The sequence below is a fragment of the Streptomyces sp. A1136 genome (assembly GCF_004795055.1).
Classification (GTDB): domain Bacteria; phylum Actinomycetota; class Actinomycetes; order Streptomycetales; family Streptomycetaceae; genus Streptomyces.
In genome coordinates, this window is the sequence record NZ_SSBJ01000052.1 from 1 (window position 1) to 12,939 (window position 12,939).

The 12,939-nt window shown below is 71.5% G+C and carries 10 protein-coding genes; 6 read left to right on the top strand and 4 right to left on the bottom strand.

The window, feature by feature from the left end; all coding sequences use genetic code 11:
• On the top strand, positions 1–1,217 hold a 1,217-nt coding region (locus E6R62_RS33045), incomplete at its 5' end, for an ATP-dependent helicase C-terminal domain-containing protein (RefSeq protein WP_276615676.1).
• Positions 1,218–1,278: 61 nt separating this feature from the next.
• On the opposite strand, the gene E6R62_RS33050 is transcribed toward E6R62_RS33045, so the two are convergent.
• The 3 genes from E6R62_RS33050 to E6R62_RS33060 all read right to left on the bottom strand — a co-directional run bounded on the left by E6R62_RS33050 (position 1,279) and on the right by E6R62_RS33060 (position 3,708).
• Positions 1,279–2,262 carry a DUF3068 domain-containing protein gene (locus E6R62_RS33050; protein ID WP_136217178.1) on the bottom strand — a complete coding sequence of 328 codons (984 nt, stop codon included), beginning with the start codon at positions 2,260–2,262 and terminating at the stop codon, positions 1,279–1,281.
• Positions 2,263–2,276: 14 nt separating this feature from the next.
• The gene (locus E6R62_RS33055; RefSeq protein ID WP_206308923.1) at positions 2,277–2,417 is read right to left on the bottom strand and encodes an SPW_0924 family protein; all 141 of its coding nucleotides are present in this window, start codon (positions 2,415–2,417) and stop codon (positions 2,277–2,279) included.
• 76 nt (positions 2,418–2,493) lie between these two features.
• Positions 2,494–3,708: a lytic transglycosylase domain-containing protein gene (locus E6R62_RS33060; protein WP_136217179.1), complete on the bottom strand. Its 1,215-nt coding sequence runs from the start codon at positions 3,706–3,708 to the stop codon at positions 2,494–2,496.
• A 148-nt stretch (positions 3,709–3,856) separates the two neighbouring features.
• Between E6R62_RS33060 and E6R62_RS33065 the strand changes: the two genes are divergently transcribed.
• Complete coding sequence (locus E6R62_RS33065; RefSeq protein ID WP_136217180.1) at positions 3,857–4,798, top strand: DUF4184 family protein; 942 nt, start codon at positions 3,857–3,859, stop codon at positions 4,796–4,798.
• Positions 4,799–4,831: 33 nt separating this feature from the next.
• Here E6R62_RS33065 and polA read toward each other — a convergent pair whose 3' ends face one another.
• The gene (polA, locus tag E6R62_RS33070; RefSeq protein WP_136217181.1) at positions 4,832–7,552 is read right to left on the bottom strand and encodes a DNA polymerase I; all 2,721 of its coding nucleotides are present in this window, start codon (positions 7,550–7,552) and stop codon (positions 4,832–4,834) included.
• Between the two features lie 156 nt (positions 7,553–7,708).
• On the opposite strand from polA, the gene E6R62_RS33075 reads away from it, so the two are divergent.
• The 4 genes from E6R62_RS33075 to E6R62_RS33090 all read left to right on the top strand — a co-directional run bounded on the left by E6R62_RS33075 (position 7,709) and on the right by E6R62_RS33090 (position 12,930).
• Positions 7,709–9,979 (top strand): FdhF/YdeP family oxidoreductase, encoded by a 2,271-nt coding sequence (locus E6R62_RS33075; RefSeq protein WP_136217182.1) that lies wholly within the window; start codon positions 7,709–7,711, stop codon positions 9,977–9,979.
• Positions 9,980–10,037: 58 nt separating this feature from the next.
• A complete protein-coding gene (locus tag E6R62_RS33080) occupies positions 10,038–10,523 on the top strand; it encodes a PaaI family thioesterase (RefSeq protein ID WP_136217183.1) in 486 nt (161 codons plus the stop codon).
• A 223-nt stretch (positions 10,524–10,746) separates the two neighbouring features.
• Positions 10,747–11,163, top strand: a complete 417-nt coding sequence (locus E6R62_RS33085) for a hypothetical protein (protein ID WP_136217184.1) — start codon at positions 10,747–10,749, stop codon at positions 11,161–11,163.
• A gap of 531 nt (positions 11,164–11,694) precedes the next feature.
• Positions 11,695–12,930 carry a branched-chain amino acid ABC transporter substrate-binding protein gene (locus E6R62_RS33090; RefSeq protein ID WP_136217185.1) on the top strand — a complete coding sequence of 412 codons (1,236 nt, stop codon included), beginning with the start codon at positions 11,695–11,697 and terminating at the stop codon, positions 12,928–12,930.
• Positions 12,931–12,939 lie beyond the last annotated feature (9 nt).

The window sequence follows — 12,939 nt, forward strand, 5'->3', positions numbered from 1 at the left end:
CGCTGGGCGCGCGGCGGGCCGCGCAGCTGGTGGCCCTGCTCGGCGAGGAGCCGCCGCGCGGGTACGGGGACGACCTGGCCGCCGCGTGGCGCGCGGCCGGGCACGGCGGCGACTCCTACGCGGGGCGCTGGCGCGCGGAGACCCGCCGCCTCGAACGCGCGGTGGGCGAAGCCGTGGGGCTCTCCCCCACCCCGGCCCCCACCGAGAGCGGGGCCGCGCACCGGAGCCCCGGCTCCCTCCCCGACGAGGTCGCCGCCGGCCTGATCGCCGCACTCGCCTTCCCCGAGCGCGTGGCGAAGGCCAAGGGCGGCGGAGCCTTCCTCATGGCTTCCGGGACGGGGGCCGAACTCGGCGAGGGGTCGCCGTTGCGTACCGCGCCCTGGCTGGCCGTGGCCGTCGCGGACCGGGGCCCGCACTCCGCTTCCGCGCGGGTGCGGCTGGCCGCGGTCCTGGACGAGGACACGGCCCGGGCCGCCGCCGCGCACCTGCTGACCTCGGGGGAGGAGGTGCGCTGGGAGGGCGGGGACGTGGTGGCCCGGGCGGTGGAGCGGCTCGGGGCGGTCGAGCTGGTCACCCGGCCCCTGCGCGGCCCCGATTCCGGGCTGGTCCGCGACGCCCTCCTCGACGGGCTGCGCACCGAGGGGCTCGGACTGCTGCGCTGGTCCCCGGACGCGCGGGCGTTGCGCGCCCGGCTGGACTTCCTGCACCGCACGCTGGGCGGCGCCTGGCCCGACGTGACGGATGACGCGGCGCTGCTGGAGCGGGCCGACGACTGGCTGGAGCCCGAGCTGTCGCGCGCCCGACGCCGCGCCGACCTCGCGCGGATCGACGCCGGTCCGGCGCTGAACCGGCTGCTGCCCTGGGCGACCGGTGAGGCGGCCCGGCTCGACGAGCTCGCCCCCGAGCGGATCGAGGTGCCCAGCGGTTCCCGTATCCGGGTGGACTACACGGGAGAGCAGCCCGTGCTCGCGGTGAAGCTGCAGGAGCTGTTCGGGCTGGCGCAGACCCCGCGGGTGGCGGGGGTACCCGTCCTCGTCCACCTGTTGTCGCCGGCCGGGCGGCCCGCCGCCGTCACGGCCGATCTCGCCTCCTTCTGGCAGGGCGGCTACCGCGCCGTCCGCGCCGAGCTGCGCGGCCGCTATCCCAAACACCCCTGGCCGGAGGACCCCGCGACCGCCCTGCCGACCCGGCACACCAACGCCCGGCTCGGGCGGTGAGGTCCGCGTCCGCCCGGCCGGGAGGTTCCGCAGGGGGCCGCCCGGCGGGTTCGGTGTCCGCTCAGCCGGCGGGTTCCGCCGTGGGCCGCGCGTCGCGGCGCCGGCCGCGCGCCTCCAGCCACAGGGCGAGCGCGAGGAAGGCGAGTGCGCCGACCGTCAGGCCCAGAGGGGCGTAGGTGTGCAGGGCGAGGACCTTCACCCGGTTCGACCGCACGAGGTCCACGGTGTAGGCGGAGTAGTCCGGGCGTATCCTCACGTCCCCGGCGAAGACGGTCAGCCTTCCGTCGGGCTCACCGGCCGCGATGCCGCCGCGCATCTCCTGCCGGATCCGCTGTTCGGCGTTGACGGGCGCGCCGGTCACCGGGTCGACCCAGAACATCGCCTTGACCGTGTACCAGAGGCTGGTTCCGGTGCTCTCCTCGAACGTCTTGGGGTCGATGCCCTCGATCGGCATCTTCTTCGGCAGGGGGACCTTCGTCCAGGGCACGGTCTGCTCGAAGTAGTAGACGTCCATGCCTTTGAACACGCGTGGGCCGACGTAGTGGATCGGTGAGGAACTGCGCGTCTGGGCGTCGAAGTAGAGGTAGTCGCGCGGCTCTGTGAAGAACGGCCACTTGAACTCGATGCCCTCGCGCCTGACCGGGTCCCCGTCGACCATCTCGCCGGTGGCGTGCACGGGGTCCTGGGTGTGCGCGTCGAACACGTACCGCTCGGGGATGCGGGAGACCATCTTGCCGTCCGGGCCCATGATGTAGGACAGCGTGTCCCAGACGACGACGTCCTTGCCGGCGCTCGCCTCGATCTCCTTCGACGCCTCGACGTTGCCCTTGAGCGTCTGGACGATCGTGACCTTGTCGACCTTCTTCGGCTGCATGCCGGCCGTGTAGTCGAGCAGGGTGGCGTCCTTCGCCTCCAGGACCATCTCCTGGTACTGGTTCGGCGGGATCTTGGCGAGGCGGGGGTACGCGTACCAGCGCAGCAGCGGTGCGAGGGCTGCGCAGAACACGGCTACGGCAAGCAGGACGAGACTCGCTCTGCGTCGCACGGCCGGGCCCTCCTCTACTTTCCGGGCGCGGCGGGCGCGGTGGTGAGCAGGGGCTTGGGCGAGGTCTTGCCTTCGGGCACCCCGAGCGCCGTGACGGCGAGGACGAGGGCCAGCGCGGCGGTGAGCCCGATGGCGGCGGCGACGAGTGCGCGCATGCGGGGCCTCCGGATCTGATGGGGTGTCAGAGAGGGGGCACCGTAGCAACGCGGGGCGGAGATGAGAACCGTTCGTCTACGGGGTTTCGAACCGGCGCGGACCGCTCGGGGAGGGCGTGGGACCGGGCGCCGGGGTGGACTTCGCCGTGGGCGTGGGAGACGGCTTCGGGGTGGCGGTGAGGCTCGGGGTGGGCTTCGGGGTGGGGGTGGGCGTGGGAGACGGCTTCGGGGTGGTGCTGGGGCTCGGTGTGGGGGTGGTGGTGGGGCTCGGGGTGGGCTTCGGGGTGGGGGTGGGCGTGGGAGACGGCTTCGGGGTGGTGCTGGGGCTCGGTGTAGGGGTAGGGGTGGGCGTGGGCGTCGGCGTGGGGACCGGAGAAGGTGTCGGCGTAGGGGTGGGCGTGGGCGTCGGCTTGGCTCCGGGCGTCCCGGTGGCGCCCGTGCCACTTTCGTCGGGGACCTCGCGCGTCCCCGACAGGTAGTACGCGTACCAGGACCGGACGGTCCTCAGGTACTCCCCGGACTGGTTGTACGACAGCACCGCGCGGTCGAGGTCGGCGCCCACCCGAAGGTCCCGGCTCCCCGCGCACAGGTAGCGCCCGGCGGCCAGCGCCGCGTCGTACACGTTGTTCGGGTCGCGGCGGCCGTCGCCGTTGCCGTCCTGACCCCAGGCCGCCCAGGTGGACGGGATGAACTGCATCGGCCCGACGGCCCGGTCATAGCGGGCGTCGCCGTCGTACGCGCCCCCGTCGGTGTCACTGATGCTCGCGAAGCCGTTGCCGTCGAGCACGGGACCGAGGATCGGCCGCAGGGTGGTGCCCGCGGCGTCCACCCGGCCGCCTCCGGCCTGCCCGGACTCGATCTTGCCGATGGCCGCGAGCAGTTGCCAGGGCAGTCCGCATCCGGGGTCGGTGTCCGCGATCTTCCGCTCGGCACGCCGGTACGCCGCGAGCACGCTCGCCGGTATCCCCCGCGCGCCCGCCGCCCCGTCCAGGGCCACCGGCTCGGTGTGCGGCTCCGCGGCCGTTCGTGCGGGCGCGGGTGATGGCGTGGGGTCCTCGGACGGCTGCGGCCCGACGGGCGGCGGCAGTTCGGTGGAGTAGGCGGAGTCCCCGCCCTGCGGGGCGGTCGCGGAGGCGCCGCGACCCTCGCCGGCGGCGACCGGTGCCCGGCCCTCGGTTCCCGAGGCGGGCCCCTGGGAGGCCGTCACCGCGGCCACCACCAGCGCGGAGACCAGGGCGGCGGCGCCGCTCCTGCGCAGCCAACCGAACCGGGCCGATATTCGTCCCCGCATGAGCCTGACTCCTCCCCGTCGACGTCCGCGTGACCCTACGTCAACTGCCTGCACAAGGCACGTACAGCAGGGGGGACTTCACGAATTCCCCACGTCATGTGCAGCTCGCGCATACTGTCCGGACCGTTCGGGGACCGGAAGGGGCACCATGCCGTTCACACTCAGCCACGCGGCAGCCGTACTTCCGGCCGTCCGGCGGACCGGGCGTGCCCGCGGGCCCCTCCTCGCGTCCGCACTGGTGCTGGGTTCCTTCGCACCGGACACGTTCTACTTCCTGGACGCGATCGTGCAGGGCGTGATGGGGTACGGCGATTTCACCCATTCCCTCCTCGGCGTGGTGACGGCCGACGCAGCGCTGACCGTCGCCCTGGCCGCCTGCTGGCTGCTCCTGCGCGAGCCGTTGATCGCCCTGCTGCCGCGCGCCTGGCAGGGCAGGGCGTACTCCTTCCTGCGGGGTGAGGACTGGCGCGCCGGTCGCCGCGGCCCGGCGCTCGCGCTCCGCTTCTACCTCTCGGCGGTGCTCGGCTCCCTGACGCACGTGGTGTGGGACAGCTTCACCCACCTCGACCGGTGGGGAACCAACGCGCTGCCCGCGCTGGGGAAACCGCTCGCCTTCGGGCTGCCCCTCTACTCCTTCCTCCAGTACGGGAGTTCGGCGCTGGCCGCCTGCGCGCTGCTGTGGTTCACGGTGACGGGCCTGCGCCGCCTGCCCGTGTCACCCGTCCCGCCGTCCGTGCCCCCGGCGGGGCGGGTGGAGGTCTGGTGCGCCGTCGCGTTGGCGGTGGTGTGCGTGGGGGCGGGGGTCACGCTTCGGGTGATGCGCTACTTCACCTTCTTCGACCGCGTCCGTACGCCCCTGGACATCATCCCGACCGTCTGCTTCGGGGCGGGCGGCGGTCTCATCGTGGCCCTGCTGCTCTACGGGGCCCTCGTCCGCCTGCGCCACCGCGGCGACGGGCACAGCGGCGACCGGTACGACGGCGATCGGCACGACGGCGATCGGCACGGCGACGACGGGCACGACGGCGACGGGCACGGCGACCGGTACCGCGGCGACGAGGAGACGCGAACGCCCGTCCCCATGGCGTAGCGGGGACGGGCGCCTCGGCGGTGCGGGCCGGGATCAGTGCGCGGCGGACTCCCAGTCCGGGCCGACGCCCACCGACACGTCCAGCGGGGCGCGCAGGTCGACGGCGGCGCCCATCTCGCGGCGCACCAGCTCCTCCACCTTCTTCCGCTCGCCCGGGGCGATCTCCAGCACGATTTCGTCGTGGACCTGAAGCAGCATGCGCGAGGTCAGCCCGGCCTCGGTGAGGGCTCGGTCGACGCGCAGCATCGCGACCTTGACGATGTCGGCGGCGGTGCCCTGGATGGGCGCGTTCAGCGCCATCCGCTCGGCCGCCTCGCGGCGCAACCGGTTGTCGCTGTTGAGGTCGGGCAGGTAGCGGCGGCGGCCCAGTACGGTCTCGGTGTACCCGGTGGCGCGGGCCTCCTCGACGACGCGCTGGAGGTAGTCGCGGACGCCGCCGAACCGCTCGAAGAAGGTCTCCATCAGTCCGCGGGCCTCGGCGGGTTCGATGTTCAGCTGCTGCGAGAGGCCGAAGGCGGAGAGCCCGTAGGCGAGGCCGTAGGACATGGCCTTGATCTTGCGGCGCATCTCGGCGTCGACCGCGGACCGCTCCACGCCGAACACCTGGGAGGCGACGGTGGTGTGCAGGTCCTCGCCCGACAGGAACGCCTCGATCAGGCCCTCGTCCTCGGAGAGGTGGGCCATGACGCGCAGCTCGATCTGGCTGTAGTCGGCGGTCATGAGGGACTCGTAGCCCTCGCCGACGACGAAGCCGCGGCGGATCGCGCGGCCCTCGTCGGTGCGCACCGGCACGTTCTGCAGGTTCGGGTCGGTGGAGGACAGCCGTCCGGTCGCCGCGACGGTCTGGCTGAAGCTGGTGTGCACCCGGCCGTCGGCCGCGATCGACTTGACCAGGCCCTCGACGGTGACGCGCAGCTTGGCCTGCTCCCGGTGCCGCAGCATGATCACGGGCAGTTCGTGATCGGTCTGCGTCGCGAGCCAGGCCAGCGCATCCGCGTCCGTGGTGTAACCGGTCTTGGTCTTCTTCGTCTTCGGCAGGTCCAGCTCGCCGAAGAACACTTCCTGGAGCTGCTTGGGGGAGCCGAGGTTGAACTCGTGGCCGACCGCGGCGTGCGCCTCCTTCACCGCCTGCTGCACGGCGCCCGCGAACTGCTGCTCCATGCCTTCGAGGTGGTCGCGGTCGGCGGCGATGCCGGCCCGCTCCATCCGCGCCAGCAGCTCGGAGGTCGGCAGCTCCATGTCGTGGAGCAACTCGACGGCGCCGACCTCGGCGAGCTTGCCGGTGAACGCCTCGCCCAGGTCGAGCACGGCGCGGGCCTGCGCCATCAGGGCCTCCGCCTCGGCGGTCTCGTCGGCGCCGAAGGCGAGCTGGCCGTCGGCGGCGGCCGGGGCCAGTTCACGGTGCAGGTACTCGTTGGACAGCGCGTCCAGGGCGAAGGAACGGCGGCCGGGCTTGACCAGGTACGCGGCGAGCGCGGTGTCCATGGTGACGCCCGCGAGGGTCCAGCCGTGTTCGGGGAAGACCCGCATCAGGCCCTTGGCGTTGTGGACGACCTTGGGCTTCGCCGGGTCGGCCGCCCAGGCGGCGAAGGCCCGCTCGTCGGCCTCGTCCAGCTCGGACGGTTCGAACCAGGCGGCGGGGCCGCCGGCCGACGCCAGCGCGATCTCGCTGATGTTGCCCTGGCCCAGGCCCCAGCTGTCGACGGTCGCGACGCCGAGCGCCTCACCGGCGTGGCTGTCCAGCCAGGCGACGAGCTCGCCCGCGCCCAGCACCGATCCGTCGAGCTCCACCCCGGCCGCCGGGGCGGGGGCCTGTTCCTCGGCCGCGCCCGGGTCCATCGCCAGCAGCCGCTCGCGCAGCGAGGCGTTGCGGATCTCCAGCACGTCCAGCACACCGGTGACGGCGGACCGGTCGTAGGGGACGCGCGCCAGGTCGGCGGGGGCCTTGTCCAGCTCGACGTCCTTGACCATCTCGGTCAGTACGCGGTTGAGCTTCACGGACTCCAGGTGGTCGCGGAAGTTCTGCCCGGCCTTGCCCTTGACCTCCTCGGCGCGCTCCACCAGTTCCTTGAACGACCCGAACTGGGTGATCCACTTCGCGGCGGTCTTCTCGCCGACGCCCGGGATGCCCGGCAGGTTGTCGGACGGGTCGCCGCGCAGCGCCGCGAAGTCCGGGTACTGCTGCGGGGTGAGCCCGTACTTCTCCTCGACCTTCTCCGGCGTGAACCGGGTCAGCTCGGAGACACCCTTCGTCGGGTAGAGGACGGTGGTGTGCTCGGAGACGAGCTGGAAGGAGTCCCGGTCGCCCGTGACGATCAGCACCTCGAAGCCCGCGGCCTCGGCCTGCGTGGCCAGCGTCGCGATGACGTCGTCGGCCTCGAAGCCGTCGACCGCGAACCGCGGCACCCTCATCGCGTCCAGGAGCTCGCCGATCAACTCGACCTGCCCCTTGAACTCGTCGGGCGTCTTGGAACGGTTCGCCTTGTACTCGGGGAACTCCGTCGCCCGCCAGGTCTTGCGGGACACGTCGAAGGCCACCGCGAAGTGCGTGGGCGCCTCGTCGCGCAGCGTGTTCGCCAGCATCGACGCGAAGCCGTAGATGGCGTTGGTCGGCTGGCCCGTCGCGGTCGTGAAGTTCTCCGCGGGCAGCGCGAAGAACGCCCGGTACGCCAGGGAGTGCCCGTCCATGAGCATCAGGCGGGGGCGGTCCGCTGCGGTCGGCTGGTCGGTCTTCTTCGATGCTGAATCTGCCACGCCTCCGATCCTAGGCGTCCGCTGTGACAATCCGGGCCGGCCGGTCTGACGACGAGGCCGAGCGCCCGGGATATCGGCGGGGCGTGGCAGGATCGCTTCGATATGCGAACGCGCGGCCCCGCCGACGCGATGTCCGATTGCTCGAAGGGGAGCGACATGGCCACCAAGCCGCCCGCAGGTGATCCCGTACAGGACGCGCCGCAGGTCGCGCCCCCTCAGCACGCGGCGGCGGGCCTGCCCGCGATCGCGCACACCCTCAAGATCGCCGAGCGGCAGATGGGCCTGCGGCGCACCGCCCGCACCCTCCTCAAGGTCAACCAGAAGGACGGCTTCGACTGCCCCGGCTGCGCGTGGCCCGAGGGCGACAAGCGCCACACCGCCGAGTTCTGCGAGAACGGCGCCAAGGCCGTCGCGGAGGAGGCGACGCTGCGCCGGGTGACCCCGGACTTCTTCGCCCGGCACCCTGTGTCCGAGCTCGCCGACCGCAGCGGGTACTGGCTCGGCCAGCAGGGCCGCATCACGCAACCCATGTACCTGGCGGAGGGCTCCGACCACTACGAGGCCGTGTCCTGGGAGCGGGCCTTCGAGATCATCGCGGAGGAACTGCGCGCCCTCGACTCCCCCGACGAGGCCCTCTTCTACACCTCGGGCCGCACCAGCAACGAGGCGGCCTTCCTCTTCCAGCTCTTCGCCCGCGAGTTCGGCACGAACAACCTGCCGGACTGCTCCAACATGTGCCACGAGTCCTCGGGCTCCGCGCTGAACGAGACCATCGGCATCGGCAAGGGCAGCGTCTCCCTCGAAGACCTCCACCAGGCCGATCTGATCATCGTCGCGGGGCAGAACCCGGGCACCAACCACCCGCGCATGCTGTCCGCCCTGGAGCGGGCCAAGTCCGCCGGCGCGAGGATCATCTCGGTGAACCCACTGCCCGAGGCCGGCACGGAGCGCTTCAAGAACCCGCAGAAGCCGCTCGGCATGCTCAAGGGCACGGCACTGACCGACCTGTTCCTCCAGATCCGCATCGGCGGCGATCAGGCCCTCTTCCGCCTCCTGAACAAGCTCGTCATCGAGACCGACGGCGCCACCGACGAGGCGTTCATCCGCGAGCACACCCACGGGTACGAGGAGTTCGCGGCCACCGCCAAGAAGGCCGACTGGGACGAGACCCTCACCGCCACCGGCCTGACCCGCCCCGAGATCGAGCGCGCCCTGGCCATGATCCTGGCCTCCGAGCGCACCATCGTCTGCTGGGCCATGGGACTCACCCAGCACAAGCACGCCGTGGCCACCATCCGCGAGGTCGTGAACCTGCTCCTGCTGCGCGGCGACATCGGCCGGCCCGGCGCGGGCGTCTGCCCCGTCCGCGGCCACTCCAACGTCCAGGGCGACCGCACCATGGGCATCTTCGAACGGCCCGCGGCCGCCTTCCTCGACGCCCTCGACCGCGAATTCGGCATCACCTCGCCCCGCCACCACGGCTACGACGTGGTCCGCTCCATCGGGGCGCTGCGCGACGGCAAGGCCAAGGTGCTCTTCGCCATGGGCGGCAACTTCGTCGGCGCCACCCCCGACACCGAGGTCACCGAGGCCGCGATCCGCCGCGCCTCCCTCACCGTCCACGTGTCCACCAAGCTGAACCGCTCCCACGCGGTCACCGGCAAGCGCGCCCTGATCCTGCCCACCCTCGGCCGCACCGACAAGGACGTACAGGCCTCCGGCAAGCAGTTCGTAACCGTCGAGGACTCCATGGGCATGGTCCACGCCTCGCGCGGCAACCTCCCGCCCGCCTCCCCCCACCTGCTCTCCGAGCCCGCGATCGTCGCCCGCCTCGCCCGCGCCGTCCTCGGCGACGCCTCGCGCACCCCGTGGGAGGAGTTCGAACGCGACTACGCGGCCATCCGCGACCGGATCTCCCGCGTCGTCCCCGGCTTCGAGGACTTCAACGCCCGCGCCGCCCGCCCCGAGGGCTTCCGCCTCCCCCACGCCCCGCGCGACGAACGCCGCTTCCCCACCGCGACCGGCAAGGCCAACTTCACCGCCGCGCCCGTGGAGTACCCGCAGGTCCCGGCGGGCCGGCTGCTGCTCCAGACCCTGCGCAGCCACGACCAGTACAACACCACCATCTACGGCCTCGACGACCGCTACCGAGGCATCACCGGCGGCCGTCGCGTCGTCATGGTCCACCCCGAGGACGCGGCCGAGCTGGGCCTGGCCGACGGCGCCTACACCGACCTCGTCGGCGAGTGGTCCGACGGCGTGGAGCGCCGCGCCCCCGGCTTCCGCGTCGTGCACTACCCCACGGCCCGCGGCTGCGCCGCCGCGTACTACCCCGAGACCAATGTGCTGGTCCCGCTGGACTCCACCGCCGACACCAGCAACACCCCCGCGAGCAAGTCCGTCGTCGTGCGCTTCGAACCGGCCTGATAGAACGACCCCAGGACAAGATGGTTAACGAACGTTGACACACGAACGGAGCAGGCCCATGGGCGAGCAGCACGCAGTGAAGTTCCCGCAGGAGGTCCTCGACCAGTACGCGGCCCTGGGCATCGACCTGCCCGCCCTGTTCTCGGCGGGCGACCTCGGCGAGCGCATGGACATCCGCATCCTGGAGGCCTCGGCCGACCGCGTGGTGGGCACCATGCCCGTCAAGGGCAACACCCAGCCCTACGGACTCCTGCACGGCGGCGCCTCCGCCGTCCTCGCCGAGACCCTCGGCTCGGTCGGCGCGATGATGCACGGCGGCATCGACAAGATCGCCGTCGGCGTCGACCTGAACTGCACCCACCACCGCGGCGTGCGCTCCGGCCTGGTCACCGGCGTCGCCACCCCCGTCCACAAGGGCCGCTCCACCACCACCTTCGAGATCGTCATCACCGACGACCAGGACAAGCGCGTCTGCACGGCCCGCCTCACCTGCCTCCTGCGCGACGCGGCCCCGGCCGGTGAGGCCGCGGGAACCGGCTCCTGACCTCAACCCGTCACGACCCGCCCTCGGGCCCGGGCCCGCCTGCCCAAGGAGGCGGGTCCGGGCCCGGGGCGCTCCCGCCCCCCGGGATCCGGCCCGCACCAGTCCCGGATGGCACCACCCACGCCACCCGCACCACCGCCGCGGCCGCCCGGAATCCGCCAGTCCGCACCAGCCGCTCCCACGACTGTTGTGTCACCGAAGGTGACCGCTTACCGTCCCTCCCATGGGCACCCCGCCACGCACAGCCGTCCGGAACGGCGCCGCCGCCCTCCTTTGGGTACTCGCCCTCGCCGGTTGCGCCACTTCAGCCCCCCGCCCCTCAGCCGCCCCACCGTCCCCCAGCCCCAGCTCACCTGCCCAGATCTGCACGAGCCTGGTCTCGTACTGGGCCGAGGAGACGCTCAAGGGCGGTAAGTGGGCCGGGCTCGACTGGGAGCAGAAGGGCTTGTCCAACGAGCAGTACGCGATCCACGAGGACGCCGTGGCGGCGGGCCGGGCCGAAGAGCGAACGGCCGGACTGGACAAAGCACTTGAGGTTGTCGACCGCGTCGTCGCGCAACGCTGCGCGGCCCAGAACGGGGCGACGTGGAGCTCCGAGAACTGGCGACCCCCGAGCGCGGACACCCGCTCCCCTGAGTGACCGGAATACCGCGCACGCTGTCCGGCTTCCGGGCACCATCGCGGCGAAGACGGAACAGCAGGTCACATCCGGTGCGCAGCGACTGCGGAGATCGACCAGGGCGAAGTTGATCAAGAACTGCAATTACCGTCAGTAATGCACACGCCCCACAGAATCCCCTTTTTCCCTGCCGGAATGGCACCGCACGGATTCCTTCGGACACACACCGCGACTTTTACCGCGTCGACCCCGATGACAGGAGCATGAGACCCTCAAGCGCCTTAGATGCACTCCCAATTCTCAGCATGCGGACGTTCTCACAGGTGACCAAACGTCCGATCTGTCCACACTCTCACCACACATTCTTGGCCTTGGCATAACAAGACAGTCACATCCTCCTTTCTCCGCTCCCCGCGCTCGCCACCCCCGCCTAGAGTCACGGCCAGTCACCGCGCCGCAAGGCGCGACCAGCACGGCCGTGGACATCCCAGTGCGGCCCGGCGACCCAACGGCACCTCATCTGAGGGGGCCGCGCCAGGGAAAGGAAGAATCGTGCGACACCGTTCTCTGCTCGTCCTCACCACCGTGATCACCACGGGAGCACTGACCCTCACCGCTTGCGGATCGCGCGACGAGGCGAAGGGCGGGGACAAGGCCGACGGCTCGAAGACCGTCGTCGTTATCGGCGTGGACGCGCCCCTCACCGGCTCGCTCTCCGCACTCGGCCAGGGAATCAAGAACTCCGTTGACCTCGCGGCCAAGACGGCCAACAAGAACAACGAAGTCCCCGGCATCGAATTCAAGGTCGAAGCCCTCGACGACCAGGCAGTTCCGGCGTCCGGCCAGGCCAACGCCACCAAGCTCGTAGGCGACAAAGACGTCCTCGGCGTCGTCGGCCCGCTGAACTCGGGCGTTTCCCAGTCCATGCAGGGCGTCTTCGGCGCGGCCAACCTGGCGCAGGTCTCGCCCGCCAACACCAACCCCTCGCTCAGCCAGGGCGACAACTGGGGCAAGGGCGAGTTCAAGCGCCCCTTCAAGACCTACTTCCGCACCGCCGCCACCGACGTGGTCCAGGGCAAGTTCGCCGCCCAGTACCTCTTCAAGGACGCCGGCAAGAAGAAGGTCTTCGTCGTCGACGACAAGCAGACCTACGGCGCCGGCCTGGCCGCGATCTTCTCCGACGAGTTCAAGAAGCTCGGCGGCGAGGTCGTCGGCACCGACCACGTCACCGTGAAGGAGACCGACTTCTCCTCCACCGCGGACAAGGTCAAGAGCTCCGGCGCCGACTCCGTCTACTTCGGCGGCCAGTACCCCGAGGGCGGCCTGCTCGCCGACCAGGTCAAGAAGACCGGAGCCAACATCCCGCTCATGGGCGGCGACGGCATCCAGGACCCCGCCTTCATCACCGCTTCCGGCGAAGCCAACGAAGGTGACCTCTCCACCTCCATCGGCTACCCGGTCGAGAAGCTGGACACGGCCAAGACCTTCATCGCCGACTACAAGGCGGCCGGCTACAAGGACCCGTACGCGGCCTACGGCGGCTACTCCTACGACGCCGGCTGGTCCGTCATCCAGGCCGTCAAGGCCGTCGTCGCCGCCAACGGCGGCAAGCTGCCCACCGACGCCCGCGCCAAGGTCGTCGAGGCCCTCGCGAAGGTCTCCTTCGACGGCGTGACCGGCAAGGTCGCCTTCGACCAGTACGGCGACACCACCAACAAGCAGCTCACGGTCTACAAGGTCGAGGGCGGCAAGTGGGTCGACGTCAAGAGCGACACCTTCAACCAGTAAGACCCACGC

Bases quoted from the DNA above. Each gene is read 5' to 3' on its own strand.
- E6R62_RS33055 (WP_206308923.1), bottom strand. From the start codon at position 2,417: ATGCGCGCACTCGTCGCCGCCGCCATCGGGCTCACCGCCGCGCTGGCC.
- E6R62_RS33060 (WP_136217179.1), bottom strand. From the start codon at position 3,708: ATGCGGGGACGAATATCGGCCCGGTTCGGTTGGCTGCGCAGGAGCGGC.
- E6R62_RS33065 (WP_136217180.1), top strand. From the start codon at position 3,857: ATGCCGTTCACACTCAGCCACGCGGCAGCCGTACTTCCGGCCGTCCGG.
- E6R62_RS33075 (WP_136217182.1), top strand. From the start codon at position 7,709: ATGGCCACCAAGCCGCCCGCAGGTGATCCCGTACAGGACGCGCCGCAG.
- E6R62_RS33080 (WP_136217183.1), top strand. From the start codon at position 10,038: ATGGGCGAGCAGCACGCAGTGAAGTTCCCGCAGGAGGTCCTCGACCAG.
- E6R62_RS33085 (WP_136217184.1), top strand. From the start codon at position 10,747: ATGGGCACCCCGCCACGCACAGCCGTCCGGAACGGCGCCGCCGCCCTC.